The sequence below is a fragment of the Chryseobacterium oncorhynchi genome, from assembly GCF_002899895.1.
Classification (GTDB): Bacteria; Bacteroidota; Bacteroidia; order Flavobacteriales; family Weeksellaceae; genus Chryseobacterium; species Chryseobacterium oncorhynchi.
The window spans coordinates 61,825-78,784 of the sequence record NZ_PPEI02000004.1; the positions used below are offsets into that span (position 1 = coordinate 61,825).

At 35.7% G+C, this 16,960-nt stretch carries 14 protein-coding genes; 7 read left to right on the forward strand and 7 right to left on the reverse strand.

What is annotated here, in order from left to right; all coding sequences use genetic code 11:
* Window positions 1–33: 33 nt before the first annotated feature.
* Window positions 34–570 (reverse strand): gamma carbonic anhydrase family protein, encoded by a 537-nt coding sequence (locus C1638_RS13860; RefSeq protein WP_076354499.1) that lies wholly within the window; start codon window positions 568–570, stop codon window positions 34–36.
* A gap of 166 nt (window positions 571–736) precedes the next feature.
* Between C1638_RS13860 and C1638_RS13865 the strand changes: the two genes are divergently transcribed.
* From C1638_RS13865 to hemH, 3 genes are read left to right on the forward strand one after another with little or no spacing between them, the layout of a single operon-like run.
* On the forward strand, window positions 737–1,615 hold the full coding sequence (locus C1638_RS13865) for a NifU family protein (protein WP_109621900.1): 879 nt from the start codon (window positions 737–739) through the stop codon (window positions 1,613–1,615).
* 10 nt (window positions 1,616–1,625) lie between these two features.
* The gene (locus C1638_RS13870; RefSeq protein WP_109621902.1) at window positions 1,626–2,153 is read left to right on the forward strand and encodes an NADPH-dependent FMN reductase; all 528 of its coding nucleotides are present in this window, start codon (window positions 1,626–1,628) and stop codon (window positions 2,151–2,153) included.
* A 15-nt stretch (window positions 2,154–2,168) separates the two neighbouring features.
* Entirely contained in the window at window positions 2,169–3,203 is a 1,035-nt protein-coding gene (gene hemH / locus C1638_RS13875; protein WP_109621904.1) for a ferrochelatase, read from the forward strand.
* A gap of 71 nt (window positions 3,204–3,274) precedes the next feature.
* Here hemH and C1638_RS13880 read toward each other — a convergent pair whose 3' ends face one another.
* On the reverse strand, window positions 3,275–5,230 hold the full coding sequence (locus C1638_RS13880) for a M4 family metallopeptidase (RefSeq protein WP_109621906.1): 1,956 nt from the start codon (window positions 5,228–5,230) through the stop codon (window positions 3,275–3,277).
* Window positions 5,231–5,562: 332 nt separating this feature from the next.
* Window positions 5,563–6,777: a type IX secretion system plug protein gene (locus C1638_RS13885; RefSeq protein ID WP_109621908.1), complete on the reverse strand. Its 1,215-nt coding sequence runs from the start codon at window positions 6,775–6,777 to the stop codon at window positions 5,563–5,565.
* Between the two features lie 71 nt (window positions 6,778–6,848).
* Between C1638_RS13885 and C1638_RS13890 the strand changes: the two genes are divergently transcribed.
* Complete coding sequence (locus C1638_RS13890) at window positions 6,849–7,487, forward strand: MBL fold metallo-hydrolase (RefSeq protein ID WP_109621909.1); 639 nt, start codon at window positions 6,849–6,851, stop codon at window positions 7,485–7,487.
* 152 nt (window positions 7,488–7,639) lie between these two features.
* Here the strand turns inward: C1638_RS13890 and C1638_RS13895 are convergent, their stop codons facing one another.
* Genes C1638_RS13895 through C1638_RS13905 form a run of 3 tightly spaced genes read right to left on the reverse strand, consistent with a single transcriptional unit; the run spans window position 7,640 to window position 12,815 of the window.
* Window positions 7,640–10,078 (reverse strand): TonB-dependent receptor, encoded by a 2,439-nt coding sequence (locus C1638_RS13895; protein ID WP_109622504.1) that lies wholly within the window; start codon window positions 10,076–10,078, stop codon window positions 7,640–7,642.
* Window positions 10,079–10,101: 23 nt separating this feature from the next.
* Complete coding sequence (locus C1638_RS13900; RefSeq protein WP_109621911.1) at window positions 10,102–11,583, reverse strand: trehalase family glycosidase; 1,482 nt, start codon at window positions 11,581–11,583, stop codon at window positions 10,102–10,104.
* A gap of 2 nt (window positions 11,584–11,585) precedes the next feature.
* Entirely contained in the window at window positions 11,586–12,815 is a 1,230-nt protein-coding gene (locus tag C1638_RS13905) for an MFS transporter (protein ID WP_109622506.1), read from the reverse strand.
* A 123-nt stretch (window positions 12,816–12,938) separates the two neighbouring features.
* Between C1638_RS13905 and C1638_RS13910 the strand changes: the two genes are divergently transcribed.
* Entirely contained in the window at window positions 12,939–13,802 is an 864-nt protein-coding gene (locus tag C1638_RS13910) for an AraC family transcriptional regulator (RefSeq protein WP_109621913.1), read from the forward strand.
* Window positions 13,803–14,088: 286 nt separating this feature from the next.
* Here the strand turns inward: C1638_RS13910 and C1638_RS13915 are convergent, their stop codons facing one another.
* The gene (locus C1638_RS13915) at window positions 14,089–14,643 is read right to left on the reverse strand and encodes a thioredoxin family protein (RefSeq protein WP_109621915.1); all 555 of its coding nucleotides are present in this window, start codon (window positions 14,641–14,643) and stop codon (window positions 14,089–14,091) included.
* A gap of 156 nt (window positions 14,644–14,799) precedes the next feature.
* On the opposite strand from C1638_RS13915, the gene C1638_RS13920 reads away from it, so the two are divergent.
* Window positions 14,800–15,396 carry a TetR/AcrR family transcriptional regulator gene (locus C1638_RS13920; RefSeq protein ID WP_109621917.1) on the forward strand — a complete coding sequence of 199 codons (597 nt, stop codon included), beginning with the start codon at window positions 14,800–14,802 and terminating at the stop codon, window positions 15,394–15,396.
* A 372-nt stretch (window positions 15,397–15,768) separates the two neighbouring features.
* Window positions 15,769–16,929: an efflux RND transporter periplasmic adaptor subunit gene (locus C1638_RS13925; protein WP_109621919.1), complete on the forward strand. Its 1,161-nt coding sequence runs from the start codon at window positions 15,769–15,771 to the stop codon at window positions 16,927–16,929.
* Window positions 16,930–16,960 lie beyond the last annotated feature (31 nt).

A 16,960-nucleotide genomic window follows, 5' to 3' on the forward strand; every position in this document is an offset into this window, starting at 1 on the left:
TAAATCTTGAACCTTACCCTCTAAACCCGAATTCTACAACTCGTAATCTTTTACATTTTCTTTATACCAAGACGAATACTTCACATAGTTATCTGCAATTCTGTTGACTTCGCCTTCCAGTAACTGAGCATTGATGTCTTTAATTTTTTTAGCAGGAACACCTCCCCAAACTTCTCCGGATTTGATGTGAGTTCCCTGTGTTACCACTGAACCCGCTCCTACAATTGAATTTTCCTCAACCAGACAATCATCCATAACAATAGCTCCCATTCCAATCAATACATTATCATGAATAGTACATCCGTGAACAATTGCATTGTGTCCGATGGAAACATTATTCCCGATATTCAGAGGATGTTTCTGATAGGTACAGTGCAGCATTGCATTATCCTGAACATTCACCTTGTTTCCCATTTTAATATAATGAACATCTCCACGGATCACAGCATTGTACCAAACGCTACAATCTTTTCCCATGGTAACATCTCCGATAATAGTAGCCGTTTCAGCTAAAAAAGTGTTCTCTCCGATCTGTGGGCTTTTCCCTAAAAGTTCTTTTATTAGTGCCATAGTTTTAATTTGAAATTTGAAAATAAGCCTGTTTGAAAATTATGATTTACTATGTTTTAATTTTTAGTATCTAACTTCTAAATTAAAGCGATAGCAAAAATCTAACTCTCAATTTTCAGCTTCTGACTTCTAATGCGTATTTTTGTATCTCAAATTTAACGAAAAAATGCGTACCGTACTTATAGAACCAACCGAAAACCCAAAAGTGATGAAATTTGTTGCAGATTACAACTTGATTCCCGGGTCTTTAGAATTGGACAGAACTTCAGATGTTTCAGAAATTCCTTTGGCACAGGAGCTTTTCAATTATCCGTTTGTGGAAAGAATTTTCATTACGGCTAATTTTGTAGCAGTAGCTAAGCAGGATACCATAGAATGGGAACATGTAGCTGAAAGTCTGAAAAATGTAATTGAAGATGAGTTATTGGCTAATCCTAGACTTTATCTTCAGAAGAAAAAAGAAATGTATCAGATCTATTCAGAAATGACACCTAACCCAAATGTAATGAAATTTGTTTCCAGCAAATTGCTTATGGAGGGGTTTGTAGAGGTAAAATCAAGAGAAGCAGCAACCGAAGTTCCTTTGGCAGCAGCTATCTTCAATGAGTTTGACTTTGCAACAGAGGTTTTTATTTCAGATAACTTTGTGGCAGTTACGAAAAATCATTCTGTAGAATGGCATGAAGTAATGAGTACTGTTCGTGCTCTTATCTCTGATTATCTTCAAAATGGAGGTGAAATTTCTAATGTTGAACCTCAAAAACACGAAAATCCTGTTGAGAAAATCATCAACAGAGATTATACGGATGATGAGCAGAAAATTTCTGATATCTTAAATGAATATGTGGCTCCTGCTGTGGAAAATGATGGTGGAAAAATTTCTTTAATGGAATATGATGAATCTACCAAGACGGCAAGAATGCTTTTACAGGGAGCTTGCTCAGGATGTCCTAGTTCTACTGCTACTTTAAAGAATGGTATTGAGAATATCTTGAAACAATTTGTTCCGGATCTTGTAGAAAGAGTGGAAGCTGTAAACGGATAACATATACTTCATGATCTCCCGAAAGAAAATTCTGATAATTGTTGGAAGTGCTACAAAAGACTCCAGCAATCAGAAACTGATGGAACAGGTATTGGAAAAGAATCCCAATATTAATTTCCTGATGTGTGATGATCTATCTATTCTTCCTCATTTTGATACATCCTTAACGGATGTTGATACCCCTGAGGAAGTTGTGAAAATCAGGGAGAGCATTAATCATTCGGCGGGAGTACTATTTTCTACTCCGGAATATATTTTCAGTATTCCGAGCAGACTAAAGAACTTACTGGAATGGTGTGTTTCCACCAATGTTTTCTCGGACAAACCTGTTGCTTTTATTACAGGTTCTGCTAGTGGTGAAAAAGGTCATGAAGAATTATTATTGCTTTTAAAGACTCTTGGAGCAAAAACTAATGATAAACATCAGCTTTTGATAAAGGGGATAAAAGGTAAGTTCAGTAATGATGGCATGGTTGAAAGTAATACCTTTGCTAAAGTATCAAAATTAGTAACAGATTTCAACGATTCTGTTTCATAATTAAAATTAAAAACATTGAATAAAAAAGGAATTTTACTAGTCAATCTCGGATCTCCGAGATCTACTGAAGTAAACGATGTAAAAGAATATCTTGACGAATTTTTAATGGATGAAAGAGTAATCGATTACCGTTGGATTTTCCGTGCTCTTCTTGTTCAGGGTGTTATCCTGAAAACAAGACCTGCCAAGTCTGCTGAAGCTTATAAAACGGTATGGACAGATGAGGGTTCACCATTGATCTTTATTACTGAAAGGATTCAGAAAAAACTTCAGAAATTAGTAGATGTTCCTGTGGAAATCGGGATGAGATATGCAGAACCAAGTATTGAAACCGGAATTCAAAAACTGGTGGATCAGGGTATTTCTGAAATTGTTCTTTTTCCTTTGTATCCTCAATATGCAATGAGTACCACGGAAACTGTTATTGAAAAAGCAGAGGAAGTGAGAAAGAAAAAATTCCCAAAGGTGAAGATTAATTATATTCAGCCTTTTTACAATAGGGATATTTATATTAATTGTCTTGCAGAAAGTATTAAGGAAAAGCTTCCTGAAAATTTTGATGCTCTACAGTTTTCTTACCATGGAGTTCCTGAAAGACATCTTTACAAAACAGATCCGTCTAACACTTGTAAAATTGATGATGCCAATTGCATCAACAGTCAGGTAGATACTCACAATGCTTATTGCTACAGACACCAATGTTATAAAACCACTGAGGCTGTGATTGCCAAAATGGGACTTCCAAAAGAAAAAACCATCGTTTCTTTCCAATCAAGATTAGGAAAAGATAAATGGATTGAACCTTACACGGATGAAACTCTGGAAACTATTCCTAAAAAAGGTGTGAAAAATCTAGCCATTGTTTGTCCTGCATTTGTTTCAGACTGTCTTGAAACCCTTGAGGAAATTTCTGTGGAAGGGAAAGAGCAGTTCATGCATGGAGGTGGAGAAACGTTCCAATATATTCCTTGTTTAAATGATGAAGACCGATGGATAGAAGTAGTAAAGACACTTTGTGAAGAAAAACTGAATGATTTTTATTTGGTATAATTCATTCACCCAAAATATACAAAAAGGCCGCAGAATATTTCTACGGCCTTTTCTTTGGAATATATTAAAGTTTATTTTTTGATAAGATTTCCTGCAGTTTGTCCGTTCACTGTTACAACATAAACTCCTGGAAGCATATTGGTAGGAAGCTGTATATTAATTTTGTTTGCTCCATCAGTAAGGATAACTCTTTCGGAGATCTCCTTTTTCCCTGTTAAGCTTACCAATTCTACAGTTCCTTTACCAGCTTTTCCATCAAATGCAACTGTAAATCTGTCTGTTGCCGGATTTGGACTAATGGTATAACGTGATTCTTTTGCTGCTGTTGCTACTAATCCTGCCGGAGAGGTACCACCACCAACACCTACTGCATTCCATGCATTGGTAACCTGTGTTACTTCATTACTACCTGCTCCGTATAAATCTGCAGCTGACTGAAGAGAATACGTTCTTGCATTAGCATAAGTAGATGAGGAAGTAAGATAAGTAGTTAAAGTTCTGTAAGCAATTGCTCCTGCTTTATCTAACCCGATTCCGGAAACATTATAAGCAAAACCTTTATCATTGGTTCCTGTTCCTCCTGTTACCAATAAGTAGTACCAAAAATTAAGCACTCCTGAATTGGTGTGAACTCCGCAATAATCATTAGATTGGCTAGGGCTGGCACATCCTGAAGTGGTAGTTGTTTTCCAGTAAGTTCCCATATAAGTATCCGGCTGGCTATAAGCATTAGGATTTGCCATATTTCTGATCACATAGCTGAAGTCCTCTCCCAATGTCCAGCTTGCCTGGCTTGGTCTAGCCCATTTTTCTATTGTATTTCCAAAAATATCCGAGAATCCTTCATTTAAAGCTCCAGGCTCTCTCTGATAAACAAGATTTGCTGTTTTAGAAGTCATTCCGTGGGTAATTTCATGACCGCAAACATCCAGGGCAGTTAGGGGCTTACCTCCATTAGTAGAAGAACTTCCGTCACCGTAAGTCATTCTAGATCCATCCCAAAATGCATTAAAATAATTGGTTGAATAATGAACATATGATTTTATAGCAAAGTTATTGTTGTCAATACTTTTTCTACCAAATTTTGTATAGAAATAATCCAGCGTCATTTCTGCTCCCCAATGGGCATCGGTAGCATACTGATCTTTATTGGTATTCACATTATTCCATACATTGTCAGTATCTGTAAAATCTACTGCAGAAGAATAATTGGTTCCTTTTTTCAAATTATAGGTCTCTACAGCTGTTCCTCCATTTCTACCGGTTTCTCTCAGCCTGTAACTTCCATTATAAGAATCAGCTACAATATTTCTGCTTCCACTGTATCCTGTAGTAGCCGTTCCCGGAGCATTTACATCGTGAATAATGGCATCTACTCCCAAGACTTTACCATTCTTTGCATCTACAAAAACATATTGTCTGCTTAATGGTTTTTCTGCATAAATATCAAATTTATAAGCGAGTTTAAGCTCTTTTAAGCTTTCATCTGTAGGCTCTGAATAATAGACAATCTCACCTTTAGGGGTAAAACTGGCCTTATCGTCACCAGATTCTTTTTTAATAAAATCTTCCTCTTCTTTATTTTGCCATTTGTATTTATCTGCTCCCACAAAGGAAAGTGCACTTTGTAATGCAGTACTTTCAGAAATATTGGATTTCTTCTCTATTCCCTGTGGAACATCAAGAATCCATTTTCCGGACTCTCCTACAATTTTACCGTCTTTGGTTTGTACAGCCATCATTCCGTATTCTACAGGAATTCCATTGACCGTTTGTTGAAATCTGTGGGTTTCAAAACCTAATCCATCTTTTTCTAATCCAATCTTACGGGATTCTCCGGAAGAAAGTCGCTGGGAAGCTTCATTGAATAAAACCGGACTTCCTTGAAAAGTAGGTCCATCTTTTTCAAATCTCATAAACTCTGCATGCAGTCCGCTTTTACCAGGAACTACTTTTGATGGTGTGTTTTGTCCAAAAGCAAAAGAGCAAGCTGCAACACTTGCTGCTAGGATAAATTTTGTTTTCATAATAATATTGGTTTGATGTGAAAACGAATTTATAAATTTTTCACAACAAAATGATATATAATTTAATTAAAATTCAATAGAAAATATAAATCATTAAACATAACACAATGATGATTTTAAAAAGAAGAGAAATAATTAAACATAATTTTATTATTATTTGAAATTTTCATTAATTAATTTAATAAAAATCATCTTTTTGTGAATTATTTTTTTTTCGTTATGCAAAACATTAAACTGGAAATAATTCTATCAGTCAACAATTATGTAAAAAAAAAGGCTATCTCAATGGAGACAGCCAAAAAATATTTTATACAGTTTAATTAAAAAAGGAATTATTTTCTAATTGGAGTTCTGAATTCCCCATATCCTATTAAACCATCATAGTTTCTTCCAAAAGGAGCGTAATATAGAAATGCCTGGTAAAGGTTATCTGTCTGCCAGAAATTACCGTTTACTTCACCAAAATCCAATGGGCCATTACCTTGCTTCGTTGCTAAAATATAGTTATAAAAACCTTGCTTCAGGAAAATCTTAGCCACATATTGTTTACCTGCGGCATCGTACTGCATCTGATTTTCTTTGCTAGCCTGAAAATTATTAAATCCGCCAAGAACATAAATTTCTTTATCCACCGGTTCTGATTCCAGATAAAAATATACCCAAGAATAATCGGCTTCCCTTTCTGCATCTCTTTCTCTTCCCAGATCATTTCTTCTGTAATACCAAGCTCCGTTTACATCGGGCTGATACTGATAGTTTAAAGGAAATGCCCACACCGGATGCAAATAGGTATAATTGCCATCATCCTTTACCTCTACTGCACGAACCATGTCTGCAGCGATAGTCATGTTTTTATTATCAAAATAATAGAATTCATTGTCTCCCGGAAAGGTAAGGTTCATTTGCTGGAAAAGCATTTGATTTCCTAAAACAGTACTTGGTTTCTGATTAGAAATAACCATATTCGGGTTGTTATTCTGCATCACATTTAATGATATGGAATTCACATTGGAAGAAAGATCTCCTCCTTTTGGTGAAGCTTTTACTTCTACCCTCTGGTTCAGATTGGGATTCTTTGCATCCGCAATCCTAGAAACATTTAATCCTACAGACGCAATGTCTTCTACCAAATAAAATCTTCTTTTGAAAAGAGGTTTATCTGCAGAATCCTTGTACACAATCAGCTCAAAATTCCCCGATACTTTTGGTTGTATCTTATCATTCGGGAACGTTAGTTTGTAATGAGTATAGGCCTGTAATGTATTGAAAGAGTATTGAAATTTATCCAGAAGCGCATTCATGGTTCCATTGGCGAACTCTGTGAAAAACAGGTTGTCATCATTCCAGTTTCTGTCGTAATGTTTAATGGTATATCTATAGATTTCGCTGCCATTGGTAAGGTCATCAAAGCTCAAAACCAATTGTTCACCGAACTTTATTACCGGAGTTTCATCATTCGTCTGAGGGTTGAACAACTGGATACTTTGGATATTTTGTCCGTAAACCAGCCCACCCAAGGAGAGTAAAAGTATTCGCAAAGTTTTCATTATGACGAAGATAACGAAAAATAGCCATTTTCTTAATAATATCGTATTTTTGAATAAAAAATATTCAGATTATGCTTCAGATTCAAGGTTTCGTATTCAACTTTGCCAGCGAAAATACATATATCATTTACAACGAAAACAAGAATGCCTGGTTAATTGATCCGGGAAATATGAATGCTCAGGAAACTCAGGCCATTGATAATTTTATCAAAGATCACGAGCTGAAAATTCAGAAAATTCTTTTAACCCATGCTCATATTGATCATGTTTTAGGGCTTCAGTGGGCATTTGACACTTTTAAAGTTCCTGTATCTATGCATCAGGAGGATCAGGAGGTTCTGGATATGCTTCAGGCTAGTGGAATGAGATTTGGCTTTTCTGTTGACCCTGTAAAAGTGGATGTGGAATATGTAAAGGAGGAGGATGAGTTGGATCTGGATGGTGAAAAATTCAAGATTTATCATGTTCCGGGACATTCTCCTGGAAGTGTTGTTTATCACAATGAAAATCAAAAATTTATGATTTCCGGTGATGTTCTTTTTGAGGGAAGTATCGGTAGAACAGACCTTTACAAAGGAAACTATGAACAATTGATTGATGGAATAAAAACTAAACTTTTCGTTTTAGATTCTGACACACAGGTCTTCTCGGGTCATGGAAATCCTACTTCAATAGGTTTTGAAAAACAATATAATCCGTTTTTAAAATAGCAAACAAAATTTAAAGGTTAGGAGAATATAATGTTTTCCTTTCGTTGATTTTACAGATAAAGCAGATTTCATTTTTTTGAGATATGCAAACAACAAATAGAAACCGTCAGGATGTGTTTTCCTGACGGTTTCGTGTTATAAAGAAATAGAGTTTAGAAATCTAATGTGATTGAAGCTCTGGCAGCAGCTCCCATAATTGGTCTTGCCATTCTGATATTGGTTCCTGATCCTGCCGGAGATCTAGGATCGCCCTCTGTAATTCCAATGGTATTAAAGATATTGGTACCGTCTACAGCAAAACGAATTTTTCCAAGCTGATAAGACATTCCTGCTCCAAATTCTGTGAATGATGGCAGTTTATTTTCATCGGTATTCCCTTCATCCTGGAAACGCTTTCCATAATAGTTCATACTTACATACGCTCGCCATTCTTTCGTGATATTCACCGCCGGAGAGATGTTGAAGTAAAACTTAGGAATTCTTCTTACCGTATTTCCACTGTAATCAAATGCAGTTCCGTCACCATTTCTACCCTTGAAGTCTTTGTATTTCGGACTCTGAACTGTTCCGTTAAAAGTGACTTCAAAGATATTATTGAATAATCTCGCATATCCTTCAATCTCTACCCCAAAGTTAGTGGTATTGGCAAATTTATTTTCAGATGTTCCATCTATATAAACATCTGTAAATGAAAGATTTTTAAGAGCTGAGTAAAAAGGAATCACAGCAATATCAAATGTACGCGAGTAATATTTATACCCAACTTCCAACTGATTGGTCAACACGGGTTTTATTACGCTAAGATCTGATATATTATTGTAATATGCTTCTTCATTTGGAGATCTGAAACCATGAGAGAAACGGGCATACACCGCATTTTCACGATTAATCTTATAATTGGATGCCAAGGTATAAGACACTTTATTGATATCATAATACCAATAATTAAACTGATTTCCCAGAACATTCATGTTATCATCTGCCGTAGTGGTTTCAAAACCATGAGTTCCATCCACTGTTAAACCAGAATTATTAAGGTTGGCTCTTGTCGTATTTACTTTATATCCTCTGTAATAATCTCTGCTGTAACGAATTCCTCCATTAAAACTTAATGCATCGGTTACATTATAATCTAGGTTTAAATAAAGATCATTTAAGCTTCCCTGAATTTGTGAATCTCTTACCAAAGTAGACATGTCCGTAACTCCGTTATAGGTTTTAGAATACCCCACACTGCTTGGGCTAAGAGATGGATCTACCAGGTTCAACAGCTCAGGGCGGTCTGTTGCAGTAGCCAGAATATTACTCCAGTTCCAGTATTGATGGGACTTCCAGTTTGATTTATAAAAACCTGCTGTTACATTTCCTTTATCAAATTTATAATTGAACTGAAGATCATTCACAAAGTTATTCATCTGCTTATCAATTGCCCAGAATCCTAATTTTTGTACAAACTCAGGATTAACAACTGCTCCCGTACTTACTAATGAATATTGATAATTGGCCATTTTCATATCCTTTGCGAAATCAGCACCTGTTTTGGGTGCTCCGGCTGGGAAAATACCTGTATAGTTCATATCAATATTGGTATATCGGGTTTTATTTAAAACACTGAAATTATTTCCCAGATCATATTTAAATTCTGCCCCTAGTACATCTACCTTTGGATGAATTCCGTCTTCCAGATTTCTATTGAAAAAACCACCTCCGGCCTGTGGAATATTGAGCTGGCTGATTGCTCTGTAACTATAGGTTCCATAATTAGGATCAAAACCTTGGAACCCTTTTAATTTATCTCCATCCTGCGTTAATGGAATCGGAAGGAAAAATGTATTCCTGTCATCTAATTTTTTATAGTAAACTTTAGCATAGCCTTTATCAAAGACATACTTAAGGTTCATTCTGATCTGACCTCCGTTATTGGCTTTAAATCCTGTTTTTCTGATACCATCATCAGATCTGTAAAATCCTCCGACATTGAAAAATAGTTTATCTTTCACCAAAGCTCCACCAAGATTAAGATCTGTACGTATTAATCCGTATGTACTGGTTTCAAGCTTGGCTGTTCCTTTAAAATCATTAGTTCCTTCTTTCGAAATAAAGTTGATAAGCCCTCCGGGAGAGTTATTGGCATAAATGGAACCCGAACCTCCTCTTAAAGCCTCCAGACGGCTCACTGTATTATCTACACGGAAAAAATTATCTGCATTGGCAAACTGAAGTGCCCCATCCTCAAAAACCGGAAGACCATCTTCCTGTACCTGCACAAACTCGTAAGCTCCTGCAGATGGAATCCCCCTTGCAAAAAGGTTATTTCCTACTTCACCACCTGATGTTTCCACAGCAAATCCGGGAACCCTTTGTAACAAGGCGGCTGCACTAATTGGGTTTTGTTTTTGAATTTCCTTGGCACTGAACGTTGAAATAGCAGTACTGGATTCTATTTTTTTCTTGGGATTGGAGTTACCCGTAATCACAATCTGATCGATAGAGGAAACCTTTGCGGAATCTTGCGGAGTTTCCTGAGCATAAGCATTATTAAAGTATAATGTAGCTGTTGCGGCGATTAAAAAGATTGATTTTTTTTTCATAGCCATATTTTTTATTGTTAGTTTCAGTTTTGTTGTAGTTTTAAATACACTCCATTGGTCCAACCGAATCCATCCTGATTGGGGTATTCCCCACCTCCTGCTATCGTTTCTGTATCTAATGCATTGTATTTTTCCATCAGTTTCCCTGTGTTTTTATAAACCCTTTCTACGTTAGAACACCAGTTATTTTTAATACTTTCTGCCAATTCATCAAAGCCATAGTTCTTCATTGCTTTAAAGCCAAGCCATTGATAAGGTGCCCAGGCATTCGGTAAATCCCATTGCTGACCAGATTTTTTGGTAGTAGTCACAAGCCCTCCCTGATATAAAAACTTCTCAGAGATAGCCTTAGCCATAGCTTCGGCTTGTTGCTTATCTGCAATTCCAAGGAATAAAGGGTAAAGAGCAGCAATATGTTCAGACGGTGTGTTTGTGTTTTTTATAATATGATAATCTCTGTAAATCTTAGTCTTTTCATCCCAGAAGTATTTATTGATCATATGTCTTCGGCTTGCTGCTCTTTCGGTAAAATAATTTTCTTTTTCTTTCAGATTCTGAAGTGCTGAAGATTTGGCCAGGGTTGTTTCCAAATGCCATAAAAGGCTATTTAAATCTACCTCTGCAAGGTTCAGCGTTTCGATTGTCTGTATGTGATCTCCGTCTGCAAACCATCTGCTGGAAAAATCCCAGCCGGATTCGCATGCGCTTCTTATATTTCTGTAAAATTCTTCTCCTGAAGCATTTTCATGATCTTCAATATCAATTAAATAACTTTCAGGACGCGGTTCGTTTGCTGCATCGTAATATCTGTTCAAAATATCTCCATCATTGGTTTTTACCACTCGTTGGAGACCTGAACCTCTTTCAACTTTTTCTTTCCCATCCATCCAGAAAGTATATTCTTTCTCTAAAGTATCATGATATCGGGTATAAATGGTTTCATCATTTGTAGTCTCAGCAAGAAGCTCCAGCATCAGCGAAAAGTACGGTGGCTGTGAACGACTTAAAAAATGGGTTCTGCTTGCATTGGGTACAAATCCAACATTTTGAATGAGATAAGAACAGTTGTCCACAATATTCTCCATCATTTCCACTCTACCGGAAACCTGTAATCCAAGCATGATAAAATAGCTGTCCCAATAGAAAAACTCATTAAAACGTCCACCCGGAACAATATAGGGTTTGGGTAATTTCAAAAGCGTTCCTTTTTCTTCATAAGCTGTACGGGTCAGCTCATCCCAAAGCTTTTCGATATGCTGCCCAATGGGAAGATGATCTTCTTTCCGAACAGAAACTCTTGCTCCTAAAAAATCAAAATGGGTCATCACAAAACTTCTTAGGTCAAAACCATCAGAACTTTTCTCTTGCTCATATTTTGCATTGATTTCAGCAATCGGAAACAACGGAACTGCATCTGTCATCATTTTTTGATCTTCAAAGATCTTTGACTTCTGTACCGCATCAAAAAGAGCCTGAATTTCGTTGATGTAAAGTTGATTACTCATTATTATTTTTTAGGATTAATTTTTAATTTATTCATGAAAATTGCTGACGTGATCAACAATGAAAGTGGGATCAGGGAAAGATAAAATGCTTGCTGCCCACTGAATTCCTGAAATACAAAGCCCGTAATGATTGAGCCTATCGTTCCTCCAATAGCAGAGAACACTACAATCAAACCGGACATGGCACTGTGTAAATATTTAGGAATCGAAGCCAGAATAACAGAGTTGATACTCGGATAAATAGGTGCCAATAGACCTCCCATCAAGGGAAATAAATACACAACCAGTGGGGCATTCAGCCAATTTGTATTGGTATCAATATGAATATCGTGTGTCAATGGTAAAACCAAAAGTAAGCTTATGGCAAAACCAACCACACAGAATGAAACAACATAAATCCAGCTGAATTTCTTGGAAAAGAAACCTGATAAAAATCTTCCCAAAGCAAAAGCTCCTGCCAATACGGCTCCTGCCTGGATACTCATTGAGGTCGGAACTTTTAAGATCTCTTTATAAAATGTAGGCGTCCATGTCTGAAAACTCTGTTCTACCAATACAAAAAGGAAAGCACACAGTAAAAAGCACAATACTTTTTTATAACTGAACAGGCTGGCACTGTTTCTTAAATCACCCAATAAATCTGTTTTTTCGCTTTTCGCTTCGCTTTCATTCAACTTTGAAAAGAATAAAAACAAAAACGATAATGTTGAAAGAACTCCCAGTACCCAATATACATTCAGCCAATGGGTAGATTTCGGATTATGATCATCAATATATAAGCTGAATAAAACATTTCCCGCTAATACACCAATCATGAAAAATCCCTCCAGAAATCCCATAAAGCTCGAATGCTCTTTATCTGTTTCTGTAATCAGTCCAATGGAAGTAAAAACGGATATTTTTATCAAAGCAAAAGAAACTCCTACAATAGCAAATAATAATTTAAAGACCCAGAAATCATTTGTAAATGGCATCACAAAACACATGCAGCTCACCAAAAACAAAGCAATAAGCATGGATTTTTTGATTCCGATTTTGGGAAGAAATGAAGCCAGAATGAATGAACAGATTGCAATGGGAAGATCTTTAAATCCCTCCAATATGCTGGCAGATGATTTTGAAATTCCAAAGTTCTGCTGTACCTGCAAAATAACCGTTCCCACAGAATTCAAAAGAATTGCGAAAACAAAATAGTTTAAAAACAAAACCGCCTTTATGTTGAAATTTTTCATCCAGATCATTTCTTGTCGGCTAAGATAGAAGCATTTGTGTTAACGATAATTTAACACAATAAATCAATATTTGAACAATATTAATATAATTAGTATTTTTAGTGATTAAATATGATTAATTAAATGAAAGTTACTTTTGAAAGAGTAATTCCCAATGAGAAAAGCTCTTTCCGCACGATTCATAATAACTCCCCTATTTCGGAATTCAAATGGGAATATCATTATCATCCCGAAATTGAACTTGTCTGTGTAATTTCCGGGAGCGGAACCCGTCATGTGGGCTATCATAAAAGCAATTATACCAATGGAGATCTTGTACTGATAGGTTCCAATATTCCACATTCAGGATTTGGACTAAACTCCATTGATCCGCATGAAGAAATTGTATTGCAATTCAAGGAAGAGATTCTTCAGTTTCCTCAACAGGAAGTTGAAGCCCGATCTATCAAAAACTTGCTGGAACTTTCTAAATATGGTATTCATTTCCATCATAAGGTAAAAAAAGTGATGCTTCCGAAGCTAAAGCTTATGCTCGAATCTGAAGGATATAAAAGATATCTGTTACTGCTGGAAATACTTTTTGAACTGTCAAAGTGTAAAGACTATGATCTTTTGAACAAGGAAATCATGCCTTACACCATTATTTCAAAGAATAAAACACGCCTGGAAAATATTTTCACCTATGTAGAGCATCATTATGATAGGGAAATCAATATTGAAGAAGTAGCTAAACTCGCCAATCTCACCTTGCCGGCCTTTTGTAATTTTTTTAAAAAAGCAACCCAGATTACCTTTACTGAATTTGTGAACCGTTATCGTATTAATAAGGCATGCTTACTGATGGCGCAAGATAAATCCATTTCAGAATGCAGCTATAGTTGTGGTTTTAATAATGTGACTTACTTCAATAGAATGTTTAAAAAATATACTGCGAAAACCCCCTCAGAGTTTATTAAGGATTATTCTCATAATAAGGTGAATGTGTAATGAGACCACGTTAATTCTTTTATATGGTATAAAAGTGGATGGATAAACTAAACGTTCTATTTGGCATTCTGTAGGAATCCAAATGACTTTATTTTAAATCTCACGCAAATTTCGCGAATTTCGCAGATGTTTACGTATAAAATTCCCACAGTAACAAATCTGCATAATCTCCTAAATCTGCGAGAATAATAATCCGTGAAATCAGAGCGATCTGTAGGAAATAAAAAAGCTGTTCTTTAAAAAGAACAGCTCTGTATTATACTAGTAAGAATTAGTAATAAGAAAATTATTTCCATTTAATATTACATCCCATACTTGGTCTTTGGATCTCTTCCTGTGGTTCCCCAATTAAAAGATTTTCAAAGGCAATAATTAAATCTTCTCCGGTTACATCCTTATTATTCCCAGGTCTTGAATCATCCATCTGGCCTCTGTAAACAAGGTCCAGTTTATCATCAAAGAAATAAAAATCAGGTGTACATGCTGCTTCATATGCTCTTGCTACTGCCTGGCTCTCATCAAATAAATAAGGGAAATCAAAATTTTTATCGATTTGAAACTCAATCATTTTTTCAGGAGAATCAGCCGGATATTTTTCAATATCATTAGCATTAATCGCGATGAATTCAATACCTTTTTCATTATAGTCTTCGTATAATTCATTGATCTTGTCGATCACATGAAGAACAAACGGACAGTGGTTGCACATAAAGATCACCAATGTTCCTTTTTCTCCTTTCAGTTCTTCTAAAGACTGAAGTTCATTCGTTTTTGACGGGTTTGGAAGCTCAAAAAACGGAGCTTTTGTACCTAATGCCAACATATTTGAGGGAGTATTCATATCCTTTTTTCTTTAGTTCACAAAGATAAAAATTTCTTTTATTAATAGACTATTCAGGAATTTATAAACTTTCGTTAAATGTTAAAATTAAAATAACGTTTGGAAGATAACCTTAAAAGTTTGTAGTTTTGCTAACACTGTTAGTAAACAAATATCATGGGCCTACATGAACGTCGTCAAAGAGAAAAAGAATCCATTCGTGCAAATATCTTGCAGGCTGCATTCACTTTGGCTAAAACTGAGGGCTGGGCATCACTTTCCATGCGTAAAATAGCAGACGCTATTGAATACAGCGCACCGGTGGTGTATGATTATTTTGAAAATAAGGAAGCTATTTTATTTGAAATTTCATTAGATGGCTTTCACAAGTTACATATAGAATTACTAAAAGCACAGCAGAAACACAATACTCCTGAAGAACAACTTGTTGCTATTGTGGATGCTTATTGGAGCTTTGCTTTTAAGAATAAGGAATATTACCAGCTTATGTTTGGTTTGGGAATGCAGTGCTGTGGAAAAGGACAGATGAAGAAAGAATTTTCATCATTCCAGGAGCTGATCTATGAGTGTACTGCGAGCATTATCAAAAAGAATGGATCAAATCCTGATAATGCATGTCATATGTCTCATGCGTTGTTCTCGGCGGTACACGGAATGATTTCCATTATGATGATGCGTACAGCAGATATTCTTTCTACAATGAATAAATCGGCTTTGGATGAAACTGTTTCGTCTTTTATTAAGTCTTTATAATATTTTTTTGAACTAAAATTAACACCGTTAGGAAATTTAACACTGAATTAATATACATAATTCATTTAAACCTAATAAAAAAACAAAAATCTTTTATGTAGAATCTTAATCAATTCATTTTTTAAAAGTAGTCATTTTTTCTTTTAAAATTAACACTGTTAGCAAAAATAACACACATTACAACTCACATCTTCATATACTTAAATATTTTAAAAACAATTTCAATTATGGAAAATATCGATCAGATCGGACATTAAAAATTCTGTAATTTTTTTTGAACAAATTATTAACACTGTTAGGAAAAAAAACAGCATTTATCAAAAAAGAAACATTACTTAAATCTAACACTTCATTAAAAAAATTAAACCAACAATGAAAATACCTGGAAAAACAAGGTTTATTGTACTTATATCAAGTATAATTCTTTTACAGAGCTGCACCAAGGCTGCGGAAGGATCCAATGCCGCACCTCCAGCTCCAGAACTTCCGGTTTATACCGTTATCACCTCTCCTGCTACCATTTATCAAGAATTACCAACCGCTTTGGAAGGAAAAAATAATGTGGAAATCAGATCGCAGGTAGATGGATATCTTGATAGAATTTATGTAGAGGAAGGGGCTTATGTAAGAGCCGGACAGCCTTTATTTAAGATAGATTCAAGAAGCTATGGCGAACAAATGAATATGGCGCAAGCTAATCTTCAGGCGGCTAATGCCAATATACAGAAAGCAAAAGTAGAGGTTGACAGACTTCAGCCACTGGTTGCTGCAAAAGTAGTATCTGATGTACAGCTGAAAACAGCAAAAGCTAATTATGAAGCTGCTGTTGCCGCTGCCTCACAAGCAAGAGCATCGGTAGGAAGCGCAAAAATTAATGTAGGATTTACAACAATTACAGCGCCTGTAAGTGGTTATATTGGTAGAATTCCTTATAAAAAAGGAAGCTTAATCTCCAGAACAGACCCTAGTCCATTGACTTTATTGTCAGATATCAGTGAAATTTATGCCTACTTCTCTTTAAGTGAACTTGATTTTATTGCTTTCCAGAATAAATATCCGGGAGCTACTTTAGATGAGAAATTGAAAAATATGCCGATGGTAGAACTGGTAATCGCGGACAATAGTACTTATCCTGAAAAGGGAAGATTAAGTATTGTAGACGGACAGTTTGACAAAACAACCGGATCTATAAGTGTACGTGCGGTTTTCCCTAATGCAAACGGAACTTTGAGAACCGGTAATACGGGAAGAATACGTATGCCACAGCTTATTTCAAATGCAGTGATTATTCCACAGGAATCTACTTTTGAGATTCAGGATAAAACTTATGTCTATGTAATGGGCAAAGATCAGAAAGTGACTGGGAAACCCATCAAGATCTCAGGAAAAACCGATAGCTATTACTTTATTTCTGAAGGACTTTCACCAGGAGACAAGATTGTCTTTACCGGTATTGGAAGTCTAAAGGATGGAGTCTCCATTAAACCGAAAGCAATCTCTTCTGATAGTTTATTGAGAGCAAAACCTTTGTAATAGATTTCAATATGATTATTTAAGAGCAGTT

Excerpts from the sequence above, each read along its gene's own strand:
- C1638_RS13910 (WP_109621913.1), top strand. The coding sequence starts at position 12,939 with ATGAAAGTTACTTTTGAAAGAGTAATTCCCAATGAGAAAAGCTCTTTC.
- C1638_RS13885 (WP_109621908.1), bottom strand. The coding sequence starts at position 6,777 with ATGAAAACTTTGCGAATACTTTTACTCTCCTTGGGTGGGCTGGTTTAC.
- C1638_RS13865 (WP_109621900.1), top strand. The coding sequence starts at position 737 with ATGCGTACCGTACTTATAGAACCAACCGAAAACCCAAAAGTGATGAAA.
- C1638_RS13860 (WP_076354499.1), bottom strand. The coding sequence starts at position 570 with ATGGCACTAATAAAAGAACTTTTAGGGAAAAGCCCACAGATCGGAGAG.
- C1638_RS13915 (WP_109621915.1), bottom strand. The coding sequence starts at position 14,643 with ATGAATACTCCCTCAAATATGTTGGCATTAGGTACAAAAGCTCCGTTT.
- C1638_RS13870 (WP_109621902.1), top strand. The coding sequence starts at position 1,626 with ATGATCTCCCGAAAGAAAATTCTGATAATTGTTGGAAGTGCTACAAAA.
- C1638_RS13880 (WP_109621906.1), bottom strand. The coding sequence starts at position 5,230 with ATGAAAACAAAATTTATCCTAGCAGCAAGTGTTGCAGCTTGCTCTTTT.
- C1638_RS13890 (WP_109621909.1), top strand. The coding sequence starts at position 6,849 with ATGCTTCAGATTCAAGGTTTCGTATTCAACTTTGCCAGCGAAAATACA.
- C1638_RS13905 (WP_109622506.1), bottom strand. The coding sequence starts at position 12,815 with ATGAAAAATTTCAACATAAAGGCGGTTTTGTTTTTAAACTATTTTGTT.
- C1638_RS13920 (WP_109621917.1), top strand. The coding sequence starts at position 14,800 with ATGGGCCTACATGAACGTCGTCAAAGAGAAAAAGAATCCATTCGTGCA.
- C1638_RS13900 (WP_109621911.1), bottom strand. The coding sequence starts at position 11,583 with ATGAGTAATCAACTTTACATCAACGAAATTCAGGCTCTTTTTGATGCG.
- C1638_RS13895 (WP_109622504.1), bottom strand. The coding sequence starts at position 10,078 with ATGAAAAAAAAATCAATCTTTTTAATCGCCGCAACAGCTACATTATAC.
- C1638_RS13925 (WP_109621919.1), top strand. The coding sequence starts at position 15,769 with ATGAAAATACCTGGAAAAACAAGGTTTATTGTACTTATATCAAGTATA.